Origin of the sequence: Actinosynnema sp. NPDC053489 (assembly GCF_044544865.1) — a bacterium.
Taxonomy (GTDB): domain Bacteria; phylum Actinomycetota; class Actinomycetes; order Mycobacteriales; family Pseudonocardiaceae; genus Actinosynnema.
On record NZ_JBITXT010000003.1, the window covers coordinates 611,575 to 630,597 of the forward strand.

The 19,023-nt window shown below is 74.9% G+C and carries 16 protein-coding genes; 9 read left to right on the forward strand and 7 right to left on the reverse strand.

Annotated elements, in window-relative coordinates; translation table 11 throughout:
* Positions 1-17: 17 nt before the first annotated feature.
* From ACIGNX_RS09655 to ACIGNX_RS09670, 4 genes are all read right to left on the reverse strand, one after another.
* Complete coding sequence (locus tag ACIGNX_RS09655) at positions 18-563, reverse strand: NUDIX hydrolase (protein ID WP_396538114.1); 546 nt, start codon at positions 561-563, stop codon at positions 18-20.
* A gap of 86 nt (positions 564-649) precedes the next feature.
* Positions 650-1,984 (reverse strand): coenzyme F420-0:L-glutamate ligase, encoded by a 1,335-nt coding sequence (locus ACIGNX_RS09660; RefSeq protein ID WP_396538214.1) that lies wholly within the window; start codon positions 1,982-1,984, stop codon positions 650-652.
* The gene (gene cofD / locus ACIGNX_RS09665; RefSeq protein WP_396538116.1) at positions 1,977-2,942 is read right to left on the reverse strand and encodes a 2-phospho-L-lactate transferase; all 966 of its coding nucleotides are present in this window, start codon (positions 2,940-2,942) and stop codon (positions 1,977-1,979) included. The genes ACIGNX_RS09660 and cofD overlap by 8 nt, the downstream gene beginning before the upstream one ends.
* A 24-nt stretch (positions 2,943-2,966) precedes the next feature.
* Positions 2,967-3,719, reverse strand: coding sequence for a site-2 protease family protein (locus ACIGNX_RS09670; RefSeq protein WP_396538118.1), 753 nt, complete (start codon positions 3,717-3,719; stop codon positions 2,967-2,969).
* A gap of 269 nt (positions 3,720-3,988) precedes the next feature.
* Here ACIGNX_RS09670 and ACIGNX_RS09675 point away from each other — a divergent pair, with 269 nt between their 5' ends.
* Both ACIGNX_RS09675 and ACIGNX_RS09680 read left to right on the forward strand, forming a co-directional pair.
* A complete protein-coding gene (locus ACIGNX_RS09675; protein WP_053723270.1) occupies positions 3,989-4,294 on the forward strand; it encodes a WhiB family transcriptional regulator in 306 nt (101 codons plus the stop codon).
* A 71-nt stretch (positions 4,295-4,365) separates the two neighbouring features.
* On the forward strand, positions 4,366-7,644 hold the full coding sequence (locus ACIGNX_RS09680) for a glycosyltransferase (RefSeq protein WP_396538120.1): 3,279 nt from the start codon (positions 4,366-4,368) through the stop codon (positions 7,642-7,644).
* Between the two features lie 143 nt (positions 7,645-7,787).
* Here the strand turns inward: ACIGNX_RS09680 and ACIGNX_RS09685 are convergent, their stop codons facing one another.
* Positions 7,788-8,231 (reverse strand): metallopeptidase family protein, encoded by a 444-nt coding sequence (locus ACIGNX_RS09685; RefSeq protein WP_123748322.1) that lies wholly within the window; start codon positions 8,229-8,231, stop codon positions 7,788-7,790.
* Positions 8,232-8,391: 160 nt separating this feature from the next.
* Here ACIGNX_RS09685 and ACIGNX_RS09690 point away from each other — a divergent pair, with 160 nt between their 5' ends.
* The 6 genes from ACIGNX_RS09690 to ACIGNX_RS09715 all read left to right on the forward strand — a co-directional run bounded on the left by ACIGNX_RS09690 (position 8,392) and on the right by ACIGNX_RS09715 (position 13,662).
* On the forward strand, positions 8,392-8,751 hold the full coding sequence (locus tag ACIGNX_RS09690; RefSeq protein WP_073885657.1) for a DUF3499 domain-containing protein: 360 nt from the start codon (positions 8,392-8,394) through the stop codon (positions 8,749-8,751).
* An 88-nt stretch (positions 8,752-8,839) separates the two neighbouring features.
* Positions 8,840-10,192 carry a phosphomannomutase/phosphoglucomutase gene (locus tag ACIGNX_RS09695; RefSeq protein ID WP_396538122.1) on the forward strand — a complete coding sequence of 451 codons (1,353 nt, stop codon included), beginning with the start codon at positions 8,840-8,842 and terminating at the stop codon, positions 10,190-10,192.
* A 5-nt stretch (positions 10,193-10,197) separates the two neighbouring features.
* Complete coding sequence (locus ACIGNX_RS09700; RefSeq protein WP_396538216.1) at positions 10,198-10,395, forward strand: Trm112 family protein; 198 nt, start codon at positions 10,198-10,200, stop codon at positions 10,393-10,395.
* Positions 10,396-10,401: 6 nt separating this feature from the next.
* Positions 10,402-11,478 (forward strand): SIS domain-containing protein, encoded by a 1,077-nt coding sequence (locus ACIGNX_RS09705; protein ID WP_396538124.1) that lies wholly within the window; start codon positions 10,402-10,404, stop codon positions 11,476-11,478.
* A 4-nt stretch (positions 11,479-11,482) separates the two neighbouring features.
* Positions 11,483-12,700: a mannose-6-phosphate isomerase, class I gene (gene manA / locus ACIGNX_RS09710; RefSeq protein WP_396538126.1), complete on the forward strand. Its 1,218-nt coding sequence runs from the start codon at positions 11,483-11,485 to the stop codon at positions 12,698-12,700.
* Between the two features lie 41 nt (positions 12,701-12,741).
* Positions 12,742-13,662 carry a cation diffusion facilitator family transporter gene (locus tag ACIGNX_RS09715; protein ID WP_396538128.1) on the forward strand — a complete coding sequence of 307 codons (921 nt, stop codon included), beginning with the start codon at positions 12,742-12,744 and terminating at the stop codon, positions 13,660-13,662.
* Between the two features lie 73 nt (positions 13,663-13,735).
* Here the strand turns inward: ACIGNX_RS09715 and ACIGNX_RS09720 are convergent, their stop codons facing one another.
* Positions 13,736-15,256, reverse strand: a complete 1,521-nt coding sequence (locus ACIGNX_RS09720; RefSeq protein ID WP_396538130.1) for an amino acid permease — start codon at positions 15,254-15,256, stop codon at positions 13,736-13,738.
* A 79-nt stretch (positions 15,257-15,335) separates the two neighbouring features.
* Between ACIGNX_RS09720 and ACIGNX_RS09725 the strand changes: the two genes are divergently transcribed.
* The gene (locus ACIGNX_RS09725) at positions 15,336-16,604 is read left to right on the forward strand and encodes a glutamate mutase L (protein ID WP_396538132.1); all 1,269 of its coding nucleotides are present in this window, start codon (positions 15,336-15,338) and stop codon (positions 16,602-16,604) included.
* Here the strand turns inward: ACIGNX_RS09725 and ACIGNX_RS09730 are convergent.
* Positions 16,582-18,978: a hypothetical protein gene (locus ACIGNX_RS09730; RefSeq protein WP_396538134.1), complete on the reverse strand. Its 2,397-nt coding sequence runs from the start codon at positions 18,976-18,978 to the stop codon at positions 16,582-16,584. The genes ACIGNX_RS09725 and ACIGNX_RS09730 overlap by 23 nt on opposite strands.
* Positions 18,979-19,023: the final 45 nt, after the last annotated feature.

Below are 19,023 nucleotides of genomic sequence, written 5' to 3' on the forward strand. Positions count from 1 at the left end.
GTGTCCGAGCGTTGAACTCACCCCTCCCGAACGTAGGACTCTCGAGCGCTGAACGTAGGACTCACGGTGGCGAGGAGGGGGTGCAGGTCGTCGGTGTCCGGGGGGAGGGCGGTCAGCGGCCACCAGGCGAGGTCCAGGGACTCGCGGCTCGCCCGCGGTGCGGCGTCGTGCGGGGCGCGGACCAAAAATCGCACATCCAGGTGACGGGTCGGCTTGCCCAGCGAGCACGTGATCGGGTGCACGTCCAGGTGGATCGGCACCGGCTCGATGCGCAGGTCCGCGATGCCCGACTCCTCCCTCGCCTCGCGCAGCGCCGCGCCGGCCAACGTCGTGTCCGACGGCTCGCAGTGCCCGCCCAGCTGCAACCACCGACCCACCCGCGGGTGCAGGGTCAGCAACGTCCGCGTGCCCGTCGCGTCCAGCACCAGCGCCGACGCGGTCAGGTGCCCCGGCTCGCACGACCGCGAGCACGCGTCCTCCCGCGCCGCCAGGAACGCCAGGTATGCCTGCCGCAGCGACTCCTGCGCCGGGTCCGCCGGCCGCCACGCACCGAGCGTCGCCACCGCGTCGGCGTGCAACTCCGTAGTACGAGACTCCGCGGCGGGCGATTCCGCGGTGCGTGATTCTGCGGCGGGTGATTCCGGGGTGCTCACAGCTCCAGGAACCTCTCGTCCGCCTCCGGCAGGACCCGCGGCACCAGCTCCGCCTCCGGGTGCCCGACCGCCACCGCGCCCAGCGGCTCCCAGTCGTCCGGCACGCCCAGCACGTCGCGCACCACGTCGGCGCAGAAGATCGTGGACGACACCCAGCACGACCCCAGCCCCTCGGCCGCCAGCGCCACCAGCAGCCCCTGCACGGCCGCGCCGCCGGCGATCGTGAACATGGTCCGCTCCGCCGCCGCGCGCCGCTCGTCCGGGTACGCGTGCGCCCCGGCCCGCACCAGGAACGGCACGACGACCTCCGGCGCGTTCCGCAGGATGTCACCCCGCCCCACGCGCGCCGAGACCTGCTCCTCCGACAGCCCGTCGCCGCGCAGGTCCGCCCGCCACCGCGACGCCATCGCGTCCAGCAGCACGTCCCGCCGCGCGGTCAGCCGCACGAACCGCACCGGCCGCGTGTGGTGCGGCGCGGGCGCGGTCAACGCCGCCGCCACGGCCCGCCGCAGCACCTCCGGGGACACCGGCGCGGACGTGAACGACCGCACCGAGCGGCGCAGCGGCACCGCCTCGGCCCGCCCCTGCGCCACCGCCTCCGCCGTGCCCAGCCGGAACAGGTCGTCGGCCACCGGCCGGGCCAGGTCACGCGCCGCGGACCCGTCGTCCGACGTGGGCAGCCCCCGCACCACGGCCACCGGCACCGCGCCGAGCTTGCCCTTCACCAGGTCGGCCGCCGCCGCGATCTCGTCGGCCACCGCGACCTCGGTCACCACCAGCGGGTTGCCGTGCCGGTCCACCGAACCCGCGTACCGGTGCAGCACGGCCAGCCCGGACGACCCGATCGCGGCGTCGGTCTGGCCGACCCGCCACGCCCGGCCCATCGTGTCCGTCACCACGACCGCCACCGACACGCCCGTCAACGACGCCAGCGCCGCCCGCAGCGCCGCCGCCGACGCGTCCGGGTCGACCGGCAGCAGGGCGATCTCGTCACCGTTGACGTTGGAGGCGTCCACACCGGACGCCGCCTGCACGATCCCCAGCTTGTTCTCGGTGATCAACGTCCGGCCGCGGCGCGCCAGCACGCGCACCGACTCCGCCTCCACCCATTCCCGCCGCACGGCGTCGCGCGCCTTGGGGTCGGCGGGCACCGGCACCAGCCGTCCCTCTACTTTGGACAGCACCTTGGACGTCACCACGACGACGTCGCCGTCGGCCAGCCAGGGCGCGGCCGAGGCGACGGCCGCCGCCAGGTCGTCACCGGGCCGGAACTCCGGCAGCCCGGTCACCGGCAGGATCGTGATCCGCCCGGGGGCGGCGTGGTCAGCCAACGTCGACACCGGCCAGTTCCAGCGCGGCCCGCGCCATCGCCGCCGTGGCGTCCACATCGGACATCAGCAGCGGCACCGCGCGCACGGCGACGCCCGGCACGTCCGACCGGTCGCCGGTGTGCACGAGCCAGCCGTCCAGCACGCCGGCGTCCGTGGTCTTGCGCGAGCCGTAGTACCGGCCGACGGCCTCGGCGGAGGTCTCCACGCCGATCGCCGCCAGGCACGCGTCCGCCATCCCGCGCAGCGGCTTGTCGCCGATGATCGGCGACAGCCCGACCACACCCGCCTCGGTCTTGCGCAGCGCGTCGCGCACCCCGGGCACGCCGAGGATCGTGTTCACGCTCACCACCGGGTTCGACGGCGCGATCAGCACGGCGTCGGCGTCGCGCAGGGCGTCCAGCACGCCGGGCCCGGCCGTCGCCGACTCGACCCCGACCGACGCGAACGACCGCGCGGGCAGCTGGGCGCGGTGCTTGACCCACCACTCCTGGAAGTGGATCGCCTTCTCGCCCTCGTCGGTCGTCACGACCACGTGCGTCTCGACCCGGTCGTCGGACATGGGCAGCAGCCGCACGCCCGGCTGCCAGCGGTGGCACAGCGCCTCGGTCACGGCCGACAGCGGGTAGCCCGCCCGCAGCATCCTGGTCCGCACCAGGTGGGTGGCGATGTCCCGGTCACCCAGCCCGAACCACGTCGGGTCCGCGCCGTAGGCGGCCAGCTCCTCCTTCACCGACCACGTCTCGCCGGCGCGCCCCCACCCGCGCTCGGCGTCGATGCCGCCACCGAGGGTGTACATGCAGGTGTCCAGGTCGGGGCAGATCCGCAACCCGTGCATCCACACGTCGTCACCCGTGTTCACCACGGCGGTGATCTCGTGCTCCGGACCGGCCAGGAGGCTCTTCAGCCCGACCAGGAACCGCGCCCCGCCAACCCCGCCAACCAGTACGACGACCTTCACGGGACCGATCCTCCCACCCGGGGGTCAGCGCCAGAACAGGAAGGTGCCCTGGCCCGAGGCCGCCAGCCACCGGTCGCCGCCGACCAACTCGAACACGGTGAACCCGGCCTCGAAGAACAGCCGGCCGATGGTCGGGAAGCCGATCAGCACCGCGAAGAGCACGAACGGCGCCCACATCCGGGCCTTCGCGCCGAACTGCCGCGCCGAGTACGACATGTACGGCTCGATCACGCCCCAGCCGTCCAGGCCCGGGATCGGCAGGATGTTGAGCACGAAAGCGAGGATCTGCACGGCGGCCAGGTACGACAACGCGGCGGCCAAACCCGCCGGCGGGGTGAAAAGGATCACCGACGCGGAAAGCAGCACCCCCAGCAGCAGGTTGCTCAACGGCCCGGCCAGTGACACCAACGACTCGACGCGCTTGTTGCGCAGCACGTGGTGGTTGATCCACACCGCGCCGCCCGGCAGCGGGATTCCGCCGAACGCCAGCAGCACCAGCGGCAGCACGATGCTGAACACCGGGTCGGTGTAGCGGCGGATGTCCAGGGTGAGGTACCCCTTGGCCTGCACGGAGTAGTCGCCGCCGCGGTAGGCCACGATCGCGTGACCGAACTCGTGCAGGCACAGCGAAACCGCCCAGCCGCCGAGCACGAACAGCACGGTGCCCGCGGTCAGCGCCGCGGTGGAGTCCTCGAACAGGGTCAGCACGGCGCCTGCCACCGTCACCGCGAGCAGGCTGAGGAACAGTGGACTCGGACGCACCGCTGATCGCTTCACCCTTCCAGTGTGGCCTCCCCGAACCGGTCCTTCACAGCGCGTCCGATAGGCCGTCCGCGCAGCGGTTATCGCTCGCAGCACCGCCTCAATCACCGTCTGTGCTGCCAGTCAAGGCTTTTCGGGCCATCTGCGGGAATATCCCCCGTCCTGTGGACTCCGCTTGACCGCGTGTTGTGACACAGGTGTAATCACATCGGTGTCATTCGTCGTTGTGGGGACGGCGAGTGGTGTCCGCCAACCGGGGAGAGCGGAAGGCGAGGAGGCGGACCATGCAGGAATTCGACGGGGGTCGCATCGTGGACGGGGACGTCCCGGCACCGGAGCCGGTCGTGCTCGACCTGTTCGACGCGGCCGACGAGCAGGACTGGCAGGAGCGCGCCCTGTGCGCGCAGACCGACCCGGAGGCGTTCTTCCCGGAGAAGGGCGGCTCGACCAGGGAGGCCAAGCGGATCTGCCTGGGCTGCGAGGTGCGCTCCGAATGCCTGGAGTACGCCCTGCAGCACGACGAGCGCTTCGGCATTTGGGGCGGGCTGTCCGAGCGCGAGCGGAGGAAGCTCAAAAAGCGCGCGGTGTGATCGCTCGCGGCGATCGCCCTGGCTTACCGTGGTCGTCCCACGGCGTAGTCGGAGCGACCTAGGAGCGGCACTTGACGAGCGGGGCCACTCCGCGGTTGCGCACCGCGCCCGTGCTGGCGGTGCTGGTGTGCCACGACGGCGACCGGTGGCTGGGCACGGCGCTGTCGGCGCTGCGCCGCCAGCAGCCGCGCCCGCGGCACGTGATCGCGGTCGACACGGGTTCCCTGGACGGCACCGCGAAGCTCCTCGCGGAAGCGGCCGAAGGTCCCGATCGGGTGATCGACGGCGTGCTGACGCTGCCCCGCGGCACGGGGTTCGGCGCGGCCGTGCACGCGGCCGTCGAGCACGCCGTGCGGCGGTGGGGCGACCCGGGCGCGTGGCTGTGGCTGCTGCACGACGACTGCGCGCCGGAGCCGGACTGCCTGTCCTCGCTGCTGACCGCGGCCGAGGTGTCGCCGTCGGCGGCCGTGCTGGGCCCGCTGGGCCTGGACTGGGGCGACCCGCGCCTCGTGGTGGAGGCGGGCGTGTCGACCGACGCGTCCGGCCACCGGCAGACCGGCATGGGCCGGGTGGAGCTGGCCGGGTCGTTCGAGCAGAGCACCGAGGCGCTGGCCGTGCCCTCGGCGGGCTCGTTGATCCGCCGAGCGGTGTGGGAGGAGCTCGGCGGCTACGACCGGGCCGTGCCGCTGCTGGGCGACGACGTCGACTTCGGCTGGCGGGTCAACCTCGCCGGCCACCTGGTGCTGTCCGTCCCCGTGGCCCGGATGCGGCACGCGCGGGCGGTGGGGCGCGGGGCGCGGCGGTTGGACGCGGTGGCGGCCCGCCCCGGACCGGCGTTGCGGGGCGTGGACCGGGCGCACGGGTTGCGCGCGTTCCTGGTCAACTGCGGCGCGGTGTCGTTCGCCCTGGGCCTGCCGCGCATCGCCGTGCTGGCGCTGCTGCGCGCGCTGGGGTTCGTGCTGCTGCGCCGGTTCTCCGACGCGCACGCCGAGCTGGGCGCGTTGCGGTACCTGTTCGGCGGGCGGGCGCGGCTGCTGGCCGGGCGGGCCGAGCGGCCGGCGCACGGCGTGGTGCGCGGGTTGTTCACCAGCCGGCTGACCCGGTTGCGCAACGCGGTCCGCGGCGCGTCGGCGGCGTTGGTGCGGCGGCGGGTCGAGGCGGACCTGGCGCTGGGCCGGTTGCCCGAGGACGACGCCCGGCCGCGCGCGTGGCGGCTTCCGTCCGAAGTGGACCGTCCGGTGGTCGGCCCGGCGGCGCTGCCGGCGGGCGCGCTGTCGCGGCGGCGTCCCGTGCGGGCGACGGGCGGGCTGCGCCGGCCCGCGGTGGCGGTGCCCGTGGAGGCGGCGCCGACCGAGCGGCCGCCCTCACCCCGCCCGCGCCCCTCGCCCGTGCCGCGCGACCGCCCGGCGCCCGGTGTGGTGTTCGTGGAGGTCGACCGGGCGCGCGTGCTGTGGTCGCTGGTGCTCGGACCGCCGTTGCTGCTGGTCCTGGGCCTGGGCGTGTTCGGCGTGCTGGCGAACGCCTCCCGGATCGGGCTCGACCTGAGCGGCGGTCGGCTGCTGCCCGTCGGCGACCTGTCGAGCACCTGGTCGGCCTACCTGGCCGCCTGGCACCCGGTGGCGGGCGGCACGACCGCGCCCGCGCCGGCGGCGCTCGCCGTGTTGGGGACGGTGGGCGTGCTGGTCGGCTCGCCGGCCGCGCTCGTCGCGCTGCTGTTCCTCGGCGACGCACCGCTGGCCGGGCTGGCGGCCTACGCCGCGTCACGGCGGCTGCCCGTGCGGCGGCCCGTCCGCGCCCTGGTCGCGGCGGCGTACGCGTTGCTGCCGGCGGCGACGTCCGCGGTGAGCCAGGGCCGGCTGGACGTCGTCGTGGTGCACGTGCTGGCGCCGGTGGTGTTCGCCGGGGTGGCGGCGGTGCTGCGGGGCGGCGCGGGCACGGCGTGGCTGCCGGTGGCGTCCGGGACGGCGCTGGCGCTGGCGGCGCTGGGCGCGTTCTCGCCCCTGGTGCACGGGCTGGTGGCGCTGGCGGCGCTGGTGGGGTTCGTGGTGGTGCCCGGTCGGCACGGCGACGGGCGGCGGCGGGTGGCGTCGCTGTTCATGGTCGTGCTGCTGCCGATGGCGTTGCTGCTGCCGTGGCCCGCGGTGGTGTTGCAGCACCCGAGCGTCGTGCTGCACGGGGTGGGCGCCTTCGTGGAGACGCCCGCCGCGGGGCTGGTGGACCTGCTGTCGCTGCGCCCGGGCGGCACGGGCGCGCTGCCGTTCGTCGGGTTCCTGGTGGTGGGGTTCGCGCTGGTCGCGGCCGTGCTGCGGCCGTCGCGGGCGATGCTGGCCGGGGTGGCGGTGGCCGTGCTGGGCGCGTTCGCGGTGATCGTGCTGCGGACCGTGCCGGTGGTGCCGCTGCCCGGTGGCGACGCGACGCACGGGTGGACCGGCGCGCCGCTGGTGCTGGTCGGGTGGGGGTTGCTGTGGGTGGTGCTGTCGGCGTTCCGGCGGGACGTCGCCGCGGTGCCGGTGCGGCGGGTCGTGTCGGTGGTCGGGGTGCTGTCGGTGGTCGGGCTGGTGTGCGCCGGGTTCGTCGGGCTGCGGTCGGGGCCGTTGACGGCGGACGGCGCCCGGCTGCCGTCGACGCTGGAGCAGGAGCTGCCGCGGACCGGGCGGTCGGTGCTGGTGCTGGGCACGCCGACGCGGCTGGTGGCCGGGCGGATGCCCGCGTTCGGCGACGACGACCTCGTGCCCGTGGCGACGGCCACCGCCCGGTTGCGGCGGTGGTCGCGGGACCTGACGGGCGGGTCGCCGGCGGCGGCGCGGGTGGCGTTGGCGCAGGCGGCGGCGTCGGGGGTGGCGTTCGTCGTGGTGCCGGACCTGGGGACGGCGCAGCGGGTGCGTGACGCGGTGGGCGACCTGGTGGCCGTGACGCCGTCGATGTCGGACGGGCGGCCCGTGCTGCGGGTGCAGTTGGCGGCGGGGAACGCCGTGCTGCTGTCGCCGGAGCTGGCGCGGCGGGCGCGGACCGGCGGCAACCCGCCCGTGGAGCTGGGCGCGCCGGGCATCGCGCCGGTCGAGGCCGCGCCACCCGAGGTGGGCGTCGGGGTGTCGGAGGGGCCGGAGGGGCGGCTGCTCGTGCTGGCGGCGGAGGAGGAGCCCGGCTGGCGGGCGTGGGTGGACGGCCGTGAGGTGGCGGTCGTGCGGGCGTGGGGGCACCTGGTCGGCGTGACCGTGCCGACCACGGCGTCCGAGGTGCGCGTGGAGGTCTCGTCGACGCTGCGGGAGCTGCTGCTGATGCTCCAGGCGGCCGCCGCGCTGTTCACCGCCCTGACGGCCATCCCGTCCCGCCGCCGTCCCGAGCGTTGAACTCACCGGCCCTGAACGTAGGACTCACCGGCCCTGAACGTACGACTCTCGCGCGTTGAACGTAGGACTCTCGCGAGAGTCCTGCGTTCGGAGCCCGTGTGTCGTACGCCCGGGACCCCCGAGTTCACCGCTCGGGACGGCGGTCAGTCGCCGTCGATCACGTCCGGGTCCAGGCCCAGGTAGTTCGCCACCTGCTCGACCAGCACGTCGTGGACCAGGTCCGACAGGTCCGCGCCGTCCTTGGCCCGCGCCTCCAGCGGACGCCGGTACAGCACGATCCGGGCACGCCGGTCCGCCCCGGCGGGCACGAGCCGCGCCAGGGGCACGTTGCCGTCCTCCACCACGTCGCCGTCGTCGCCCGACTGGACGTCCGGCACGTCGTCCACGGCGACGTCCAGCTGCGTCAGCTCCGTCCGCCACCGGGCCTCGATCGGCTCCAGCGCCTCCAGCACCAGCGCGTCGAACCGCTCCGCCCGGCTGCGGGCCGCCGGCAACGTGGCCGGGTAGAGGGGACCGCGCAGCCCTCGACCGTGCCGGTCGCGGTTGCGCCGCCGCGGAGCGCCCTGCCGCCGTGAACCCCGAGCCATCACCACGGGGCAAGGGTAGTTGCCCGCCCGCCGGCCCCGTACGCCCGTCCCCGTGCACCGGTCCCGCGACCAGGCAACTTGCCGATTCCCGGCACCACCGCCAACGCCGCGCCGGAGGTAATCCAACACACCTCGCGCGGGACGCGATATCGTCCCCGCCGTGCGGAGCGTGAGACGGTGCTCGCGAACCGGGTGCGCGAACCCGGCAGTCGCCACGCTCACGTACGCCTATGCGGACTCCACGGCGGTGGTCGGACCCCTCGCGACGTACTCCGAACCGCACTCCTACGACCTCTGCGAGGAGCACGCGCTGCGCCTCACCGCGCCGCGCGGCTGGGAGGTCGTCCGGCACCAGGGCGAGTTCCGCGCCCCCGAACCCACCGTGGACGACCTGACGGCGTTGGCCGAGGCGGTCCGCGAGGCGGGCCGCGCCACGCCGCAGGTCGAGCTGCCGGAGCTGCCCGCGGGCACGATCAGGCGCGGTCACCTGCGGGTTCTGCCCGATCCGAACGAAGACTGAACGAAGACCCAGCGACCGGACACGACGCTCACGCGCGCGCCGGTAGGCTTCCCAGGGCAGTGTCAAGAGCCAACTTGGGAGTGTGGCCGTGCGCGATCTGTCCGGCATCGTGAAGGCTTACGACATCCGCGGTGTCGTCGGTGACCAGCTCGACGCCGACGTCGTGCGCGACTTCGGCGCGGCGTTCGCCCGCCTGGTCGGCGGCCCCGCCGTGGTGATCGGCCACGACATGCGCGAGTCCTCGCCCGGCCTGGCCGCGGCGTTCGCCGAGGGCGTCACCGCGCAGGGCGTCGACGTGGTCAGCATCGGCCTGGCCAGCACCGACATGCTCTACTTCGCCTCCGGCAAGCTCGACCTGCCCGGCGCGATGTTCACCGCGAGCCACAACCCGGCCAAGTACAACGGCATCAAGCTGTGCCGCCCCGGCGCCGCGCCCGTCGGCCAGGACAGCGGCCTGGCCCAGATCCGCCAGGACGCCGAGCAGGGCGTGCCCGACGCCGAGGGCGTGGCCGAGGGCACCGTCACCGAGCGCGACATGCTCACCGAGTACGCCGCCTACCTGCGGGAACTGGTCGACCTCAGCGGCAGCAGGCCGCTGAAGGTCGTGGTGGACGCGGGCAACGGCATGGGCGGGCACACCGTGCCGAAGGTCTTCGAGGGCCTGCCCATCGACATCGTGCCGATGTACTTCGAGCTGGACGGCAACTTCCCCAACCACGAGGCCAACCCGCTCGACCCGGCCAACATCGTCGACCTCCAGGAGCGCGTGCGGGCCGAGGGCGCGGACGCCGGCGTCGCGTTCGACGGCGACGCGGACCGCTGCTTCGTGGTGGACGAGCGCGGCGAGCCCGTGTCCCCGTCGGCCATCACGGCCCTGGTCGCCGTGCGCGAGCTGGCCAAGGACCCCGGCGGCACGATCATCCACAACCTGATCACCTCGCACGGCGTCCCGGAGATCGTCCGCGAGCACGGCGGCGTGCCGGTGCGCACCCGCGTCGGCCACTCGTTCATCAAGGAGGAGATGGCCCGCACCGGCGCCATCTTCGGCGGCGAGCACTCGGCGCACTACTACTTCCGCGACTTCTGGCGCGCCGACACCGGCATGCTGGCCGCGCTGCACGTGCTGGCCGCCCTCGGCGAGCAGGACGGCCCGCTGTCCGAGCTGACCAGGGACTACTCCCGGTACGCCGCGTCCGGCGAGATCAACTCCACGGTGGACGACCAGCAGGGCAGGCTGGCCGCGATCAAGGCCGAGTTCGGCGGGCGCGAGGGCGTCGAGCTGGACGAGCTGGACGGCCTCACGGTGAACCTGCCGGACGGCTCCTGGTTCAACCTCCGTGCGTCCAACACCGAGCCGCTGCTCCGGCTCAACGTCGAAGCCGCCGACGCGGCCTCCGTCGCGGCGCTGCGCGACGAGGTCCTGGCGATCGTGAGGGGATGAGCGCCGTGGCCGTCCAACTGGACGCGCAGTTGCTGGAGATCCTGGCCTGCCCGTGCCCGGAGCACGCGCCGCTGAAGGCCGGCACCGCGACCGACCCGCTGGCGGACTACCTGACCTGCACCTCGTGCGGCCGGTCGTTCCCGGTCCGGGACGGCATCCCCGTGCTGCTGCTGGACGAGGCTGTCGAGCCGACGGTCGGGTGAGCACGCGTGCTTGACGACAGCCTCCTCGACGACCAGTCCCGGCTCACCGACGCCGACCGGGAGGGTCTGCTGCGCGCCGCCGCACGCGCGGGCGCGCAGGTCCGCGCGACCGCCGAGGCGGCGGGCGAACTCGGCGTCGACCGCGAGTTCGCCGACCGCCCCCGGGCGTTGGTGCTGGTCACGCGGCCCGGTGTCGGCGGCGCGATCGCCGGGGTGGTGACGGCCCTGCTCGGGGCCCGCTGCCCCGTGCCGGTCGTGGTCGCCGACGACGTGCCGACGTGGGTGGGCGCGCTGGACGTGGTCCTCGCGCACACCGAGGACCCCGGCGACGTGCTGATGGCCGAGTCGGTGGACCGCGCGGCCCGGCGCGGCGCGCGGGTGCTGCTGACCGCCGAGCCGGACGGCCCGGTGGCCGCGTCCGCCGCGCAGCACGCGCTGCTCATCCCGCCGCGGGTGCCGGTGCCGCCCGGCTTCGGCTTCGCCCGCGGGTTCGCCGCGTGGGTCGTGGCGCTGAAGGCCCTCGGCCTGCTGGACGTGGACGTGCAGGCGGTGGCGGACGAGCTGGACCGCGAGGCCGAGCGGTGCCACCCGATGCACGAGTCGTTCGTCAACCCGGCCAAGACCCTCGCGCTGCGGGTCGCCGAGCGCACCCCGCTGCTGTGGGGCCTGGACGACCTGGCCACGGCGGTCGCGGCGCACGGCGCGGGCGTCCTGGCGACGTACGCGGGCGTGGTGAGCGACGTGGCCGGCTACCCCCAGGCCCTGACCCGGTCGGTGCTGCACCGCCGGGCCGTGCGCGGCACGTCGGGCGCCGACCTGTTCGCCGACCCCGACGACGAGCACGACGGCCTGGTCCGCGTGCTGCTGGTGGCCGCGCGGCGCGGCCCGCAGGCCGACTTCGCCCGGCGGGTCGCGATGGAGACGTTGTCCGGGGCCGACGTGCTCGAACCGGCCGAGGAGGTCGGCGGCGGCGAGGCGGTGTGCGCCGCCCTGCTCGCCCTGCGGTTCGAGCTGGCCGCGCTGTACCTGGGCCTGGCGGCGGGGACGCTGGGCGGGCCCGGGCTGTACGCGCCGGCCGTGTGAGGGGATGACTGTGGACCTGCTGCACAACGCGGTGCGGGCGTACGCGTGGGGATCGCGCACGGCCATCGCCGAGCTGCTCGGGAGGGAGGTGCCGACGCCCCACCCGGAGGCGGAGCTGTGGCTGGGCGCCCACCCGGGCGACCCGTCGCGGGTGGTGGAGCCGGACGGCGGGCACCGGTCGCTGCTCGACCTCCTCGCCGACGACCCGGAGGGCCAGCTCGGCGCCCGCCACGCCGACCGGTGGGGCAGCAGGCTGCCGTTCCTGCTCAAGGTGCTGGCCGCGGACGAGCCGCTGAGCCTGCAGGCGCACCCGTCGGCGGAGCTGGCGGCGAACGGCTTCGCCGCCGAGGACGCGGCGGGCGTGCCGATGGACTCGCCGACCCGCAACTACAAGGACCCGTCCGCGAAGCCCGAGCTGATCTGCGCGCTGACCGAGTTCCACGCGCTGGCGGGGTTCCGCGACCCGGCGCGCACGGTGGCGTTGCTGCGGTCGTTGGACGCGCCGGACTTCGCCCCGTACGCCCAGCTGCTGGCGGCGCAGCCGGACGCGAGCGGCCTGCGGGCGCTGTTCACGACCCTCATCACGCTGCCGCAGACGGCGCTGGACATGCTGCTGCCGCAGGTGCTGGACGCGTGCGTGCTGCACGTGAAGGAGCACGGCGAGTTCGACCTGGAGTGCCGCACGATCCTGGAGCTGGGCGAGGCCTACCCCGGTGACGCGGGCGTGCTGGCCGCGCTGCTGCTGAACCGGATCGTGCTGCGGCCCGGCGAGGCCATCTACCTGCCCGCCGGCAACCTGCACGCCTACCTGCACGGCACCGGCGTGGAGATCCTGGCGAACTCCGACAACGTGCTGCGCTGCGGGTTGACGCCCAAGCACGTGGACGTGCCCGAGCTGATGCGCGTGCTGGACTTCGGGTGCGGCGACATGCCCGTGCAGACGGGGGAGCCGACCTCGCCGGGCCTGTGGGCGTACCGGACGCCGTGCCCGGAGTTCGAGCTGTCGCGGATCGAGGTCGGGCCGTCGGTGCGGGTCCGGGTCGACCACAGCGGTCCGCAGATCCTGCTGTGCACGCGCGGGCGGGCCCGGTTGACGTGCGGCGGGCAGTCGGTGGAGCTGGCGCGCGGCCAGTCCGTGTGGTTGCCGGCGCGGGATCCCGAGGTGATCGTCACGTCGGAGGTTGACACCCAGCTTTTCCGGGCTACCCCCGGCGTTGAGTAGGGTCACACCGACAATTCGGACCTGGCGCTTAGGGAGCAACCGTGTCAGCAGGGGGCGGGACCAAGGCGATCATCGCCGCACTGGTGGCCAATGCCGGGATCGCGGCGGCGAAGTTCGTCGGCTTCCTGATCACCGGATCGTCGTCCATGCTCGCCGAGTCGGTGCACTCGGTGGCGGACACCTCGAACCAGGGGCTGCTGCTGCTGGGGCAGCGGACCTCGCGGCGCAAGGCGACGCTGAACCACCCGTTCGGCTTCGGCCGCGACCGGTACTTCTACTCGTTCGTGGTGGCGTTGCTGCTGTTCAGCCTCGGTTCGGTGTTCGCGCTCTACGAGGGCATCCACAAGCTTGAGGCGCACGAGGAGCTGACCAGCCCGATCGTCGCGGTGGTCATCCTGGTGATCGCGATCGCCCTGGAGGGCTACAGCTTCCGGACCGCCATCACCGAGTCGAAGGCCATCAAGGGCGACGTCACGTGGTGGCAGTTCATCCGGCAGTCGAAGGTGCCGGAGCTGCCGGTCGTGCTGCTGGAGGACGCCGGCGCGCTGCTCGGCCTGGTGCTCGCGCTGCTGGGCGTGGGCCTGTCGACGCTGACCGGTGACCCGGTGTGGGACGCCGTCGGCACCATCTGCATCGGCGCGCTGCTGGGCGTCATCGCGATCACGCTGATCGTGGAGATGAAGTCGCTGCTGATCGGCGAGGGCGCGACCCCGGCGGAGCTGGACGTGATCGTGGACGAGCTGGCGGCGGGCAAGGTGCAGCGGGTCATCCACATCAAGACGCAGTACATCGGCCCGGACGAGCTGCTGGTGGCGGCGAAGATCGCGCTGAACCCGGGGCTGACGACCGCCGAGGTGGCCGAGGCGATCGACGCGGCCGAGCTGCGGGTGCGGAACAAGGTCCCGGCCGCCCGCTTGATCTACCTGGAGCCCGACCTGGACCGCTCGCTGGCCAAGTCGTAGCCGTTCACCCCGCACCGCGACGCCGCCGGGGCACCCGCCCCGGCGGCGTCGCGCGTTCCCGGCCCGGGGAGCCCTACGGGATCTCGTCGGGCTTCACGACGGGCACCGCGGAGGTGCCGCGGCGGGCGAGCACGGAGTGCCGCCGGCTGTAGGCGAAGTACACGACGACGCCCAGCACCATCCACACCAGGAACCGGACCCAGGTCAGCGCGGTCAGGTTCAGCATCAGCCACAGGCAGGCGAGGATCGCCAGGACCGGCACCAGCGGCACCAGGGGGACGCGGAAGCCGCGCGGCAGGTCGGGTCGGGTCCGGCGCAGCACCAGGACGCCCGCCGACACCAGGATGAACGCGAACAGCGTGCCCACGTTCACCATCTCCTCCAGCTTGCCCGCCGGGAAGAAGCCCGCCGCGAACGCGACCAGCACGCCGATGAGCGCGGTGATCCGCACCGGCGTGCCCCGGCTGCCCGTGCGCGCCAGGCCGCGCGGCAGCAGGCCGTCGCGCGACATCGCGAACAGCACCCGCGACTGGCCCAGCATCAGCACCATCACGACCGTGGTGAGGCCGGCCAGCGCGCCCACCGAGATGACGGTCGCCGCCCAGTCCACGCCGTTGGCCGAGAACGCCGTCGCCAGCGTCGCCCGCGTGCCGTCCGGCCGGGTCCGCAGCTCCTCGTACGGCAGCATCCCGGTGATCACCAGCGACACGGCCACGTACAGCACCGTCACGATCGCCAGCGACCCGAGGATGCCCCGCGGCACGGCGCGCTGCGGGTCGCGGGTCTCCTCGGCGGTCGTGGCGACCACGTCGAAGCCGATGAACGCGAAGAACACCAGCGACGCGGCGGCCAGCAGCCCCAGCACGCCGTACGTGCTGCCCTCGAAGCCGGTGACCAGGGAGAACAGCGACTGCTCCAGCCCGGTCGCGGTGCCGCCGCCGGACTGGGCGGGCGGGATGTACGGGCTGTAGTTCGCCGTGTTGACGTACTTGACGCCGAGCACGACCACCAGCAGCACCACGGCCACCTTCACCGCCGTGATGACCGTGCTGACCCGCGACGACAGCTTCGTGCCCAGCGCCAGCAGCGCCGTCAGCACGGCGACCAGCAGCAGCGAGCCCCAGTCGACGTCGATCCCCGCGACGGGCGTCGTGGTCTTCACCGTCACGCCGATGTGCTCCAGCACCGTCTGGAGGTACACCGACCAGCCCTTGGCCACGGCCGCCGCGCCGACCGCGAACTCCAGCACCAGGTCCCAGCCGATGATCCACGCGGCGAACTCGCCGAACGTCGCGTAGGAGAACGTGTACGCGCTGCCCGCGACCGGCACGGTCGAGGCGAACTCCGCGTAGCACAGCGCGGCGAGCGCGCACGCCACCGCCGCCAGCACGAACGCCAGCGACACGGAGGGCCCCGCGAGGTTGCCCGCCGTGGACGCGGTGAGGGTGAAGATGCCCGCGCCGATCACCACCGCGACACCGAACACCGTCAGGTCCCACGCGGTGAGGTCCTTGCGGAGTCTGGTGTCCGGTTCGTCGGTGTCCGCGATCGACTGCTCGATCGACTTGGTGCGCCACAGCCCGTTGCCCGGCACGGTTCGCCTCCTGTGCTCGACTGGTCCGTTCAGACTAGAGGTGGGTACCGGCGTTCGGCGGCACCGGTAGTTTTCCGGCATGACCGCGCTCTGCCTGGACATCGGTTCGACGTGGACGAAGGGCGCCCTGGTGTCGTCCTCCGGTGAGCTGCTCGGCACCGCACAGCACCCGACTACCCCGCCGGAGGTGCTTCGAGGCATCGACGCGGTGGCCCGTGCCCTCGGCCCTGCCGAGCGGACGCTGGCCTGCTCGTCGGCGGGCGGCGGGTTGCGGCTCGCGGTGGTGGGGCAGGAGCGGCTGGTCAGCGCGGAGGCCGGGTACCGGGTGGCGCTGTCGGCGGGCGCGCGGGTGGTGCACGTGTCGGCCGGCCCGCTCGACGGCGCGGGCGTGCGGGCGTTGCGGGCGGCCCGGCCGGACCTGGTGCTGCTGGTCGGCGGCACGGACGGCGGCGACGCGTCGGTGCTGCGGCACAACGCCCGCAGGCTGGGCGCGAACCGCCTGGCGTGCCCGATCGTGCTCGCGGGCAACGTCGAGGCGCAGCCGGAGGCGGAGGCGCTGCTGGCCGGCCGCACGGTCGTGCGGACCGCGAACGTGCTGCCGGACGTGGGCGAGCTGGCCCCGGGCCCGGCGCGGGCGGCGATCCGGGAGGTGTTCCTGCGGCACGTCATCGGCGGCAAGGGCCTGTCCCGGGGCAGGCGGTTCCGCGGGCTCGTGCGGGCGGTGACCCCGGACGCGGTGCTGAGCGGGGTGTCGCGGCTGGCGGCGCAGGACCGGGAGGGCGCGGTGCTGGTCGTGGACGTCGGCGGCGCCACGACCGACGTCTACTCCGCGGTGTCCGCGCTGGGGGGACCGGAGCGGACGGTGGCGCTGCCCGCCGACCGCCGCACGGTCGAGGGCGACCTGGGGCTGCGCTGGTCGGCGCCGGGCGTGGTGGCCGAGGCGGTCGCGGAGAAGCTGGTCGACAAGGACGAGGCCGCCGTGCTGGGGCGGGAGGCCGCCGCCCGCGCCGCCGACGTCACGTGGCTGCCCGACGACCCCGCCGTCGACCACCGGCTGGCCGCGCTCGCCGCCGTGCTGGCGGTCCGCCGCCACCTCCGGCTCGTGGACGGGCAGCTCGGCCCGAAGGGCGCGGGCCTGCTCGTGCTGTCCGGCGGCGTGTTCCGGCACGCCGACTCCACCGAGGACGTCGAACGCGCGCTGCGCGCCGACCCGGTGCTGCGCCCGGTGCTGCGCACCGCCGCGATCGCGGTCGACCGCGACTACGTGCTCGCGCCCGCCGGCCTGCTGGCGGAGGCCGGTGACGTGGCCGCGGCCGACCGCCTGCTCACGTCGGTTCGGGCGACGTGATCGGCGCCTGGCGCGCGGTCGGCAGCACGGGCAGGGACGGCAGCACCGGCGGGGCCTGCGGCTCCGTCGTCTCCAGCCCGGCGGCGATGGCGACGGCCCGGTCCCACTCCGGGTCGGAGGTGTAGTCGGTGTGCCGGTTCACGCCCGGCGCCCACCGCCGACCGGGGAACGGCCCGCGCTGCGGGTCGGGCAGCCAGTGGTCGCCGCCCAGCACCAGCGCGCCCGTCGGACCGCGCAGCGCCGGCGGCAACGCGCCCGTCGTGCCGTCCGGCCGGAAGCCCGCGCCCAGCAGCATCCCGTCGTAGACCTGCCGGTCCCACGTCATCACCGCGCCGCCCAACGCGTCCGTGCCGCGGCAGAGCGCGCGCCACCGCCCGGCCAGCCCACCGGCCAGCGACGCCAACGAGCTGTGCGGCACGACCGCCGGGAACGCCCGCGGGTAGGCCCACTGGAGCTGCGAACCGGCCGTGACCAGCCCGATCCGCTCGGCCTCTGCCGGCGACACCTCCTCCAGCAGCCGCGCCGCGGCCACCGCCGCCAGCAGGCTGCCCTGGCTGTGCCCGGCGAGGACCACCCGCGTGCCGGGGTCGGCCAGGTGCTCCCGCACCCGCGCCACCAGCTCCGGCACCACCTTCAACGCGTAGCACGGCGGCACGACGGGGTGCGCCTCGCGCGGCCAGAACGCCGCCAGGTCCGCCAGCACGCCGACCTGCCGCGCCTTGTCCGGCCGCCGCGCCGCCAGGTACACCGCCCGGACCAGGCTCACCGCCAGCGCCGCCAGCACCACCACGCCGAAGCCGACGAACGGCCGCGACCACGTCGGCGGCTCGACCCCCCGCAACCGCAGCCACGCCGCCGGGACCGCGCCGACCGCCAGCACGGACGCCACGATCAGCACCACGTGGTGGCTGTGCCGGCGCTGCCAGTGCGCCCACCACCACGCCCGCGCGGCGCGCTTCACGTCCCGTGCGCGGCCCGCGTGCAACAGGGACGCCTCACGCGCCCACTCCTTCTCCCGCCGCAGGGAGCTCCACCGCACCATCCCGGTGGTCGCGGCCACCGCCACGCCCGCCAGGAACGCCAGCGTCCCGGCCACCCCCCACAGCAGCGCGATGTAGTCGTACCCGATGGGCAGTTCGCCGTGCCCGAGCACCCGCTGCGCGGTCAGCGCGACACCCGCCCCGAAGCCGCCGCCGAGCAGCGCGGACAGCGCCACCACCGGCGCGGCCATCCACCCGCCGGCCCACGGCCGCAGCTCGGGCGGCTGCGCGGCCCACGTGCGCCGGGCCAGCAGCGCGGCGGGCACGAGCAGCAGCCCGATCAGCACGCAGACCAGCGCGACCAGCGCCGCGACCAGCTGCACGGCGAGGTCCGCGCCGGGCAGCCGCACCGGCACCCGGTCCAGCAGCGCCGCCGCGGCCAGCAGCGACAGCCACGCCGCGGTGTGCAGCACCCGTCGCGGGCCGCGGCCCAGCGCCGCCCGCAACCACCGGCCGCCCCGGTGCGGCGCGCCGCCCGTCGGGTCGTCCAGCAGCACCGCGCCGAGCGCCGCCACCGCGACCAGGCCGAGGCCGAGCCCCCAGCACACCGCGATCGCGACGCCGTGCCGGCCGGGCGCGAGCTGCGGACCGGGCGGTCCGCCCAGCGCCATCACCACGGCCGTGCCCAGGCCCGCGACGATGTGCAGCACCCGCAGTGCCGGCGTGTCCGGGTCGGTGGCCACGTGCGCGCCAGGCAGCCCGGACCGACCGCCCTCCGCGGCGGGCACCTCCTTGCGCTCGATGCGCCAGTCCACACTGGACATGCGGTGCAGCACGAGCACGGCCAGCGCGATCGGCGCGAGCCCCACGACCGCCCGCACCCACGGCGCGGTGCTCCACCACGACGGGCCCCACAGGCACGACGAGCCGGGCGCGAGGCACTGCGCGGCCACCAGGTCGAGGCTGATCACCTCCAGCTGGGCGACCAGCAGGACGGTGAGCAGCAGCGCGGCCAGCCGGAGCAGGGCGCGCAGCGCGATGCCCAGCAGGTGCGCGGGCGCGGAGCCGGTGGGCGTGGGCGGCAGCATCCAGTGCGCCACGTTCGCCAGCGAGAACGGGAACAGCAGCGCCCACGTCGCCTTGGCCCAGCCGCCGGAGGTCATCCCGCCCCACACGTAGCCCTCGACGACCCTGCTCACCGGCCGCCCGCCGGCCTGGAGCACCGGGCCGGGCGCCGGTCTGCGCAGCCGGTCGGCCGGGCGCACGACGCGGCCGAGGCCGTCGCCCGCCACGTCCACCGCCGCCACCGCGTCGACCAGGGACTGCGGCGTGGTGCCCTGGACGCCGTGCACCCGCAGTTCCACCACCCGCGTGTCGGGGCCGGGGATCAGCACAAGTCCTCCCGCGAACATCACTACCGGTCGGCCCTACTCTGGTCC

What these genes read in the sequence shown, in the direction of transcription:
- ACIGNX_RS09675 (WP_053723270.1), top strand. Translation starts at nt 3,989, where the DNA reads ATGCAGGAATTCGACGGGGGTCGCATCGTGGACGGGGACGTCCCGGCA.
- ACIGNX_RS09685 (WP_123748322.1), bottom strand. Translation starts at nt 8,231, where the DNA reads ATGGCTCGGGGTTCACGGCGGCAGGGCGCTCCGCGGCGGCGCAACCGC.
- manA (WP_396538126.1), top strand. Translation starts at nt 11,483, where the DNA reads ATGACTGTGGACCTGCTGCACAACGCGGTGCGGGCGTACGCGTGGGGA.
- ACIGNX_RS09725 (WP_396538132.1), top strand. Translation starts at nt 15,336, where the DNA reads ATGACCGCGCTCTGCCTGGACATCGGTTCGACGTGGACGAAGGGCGCC.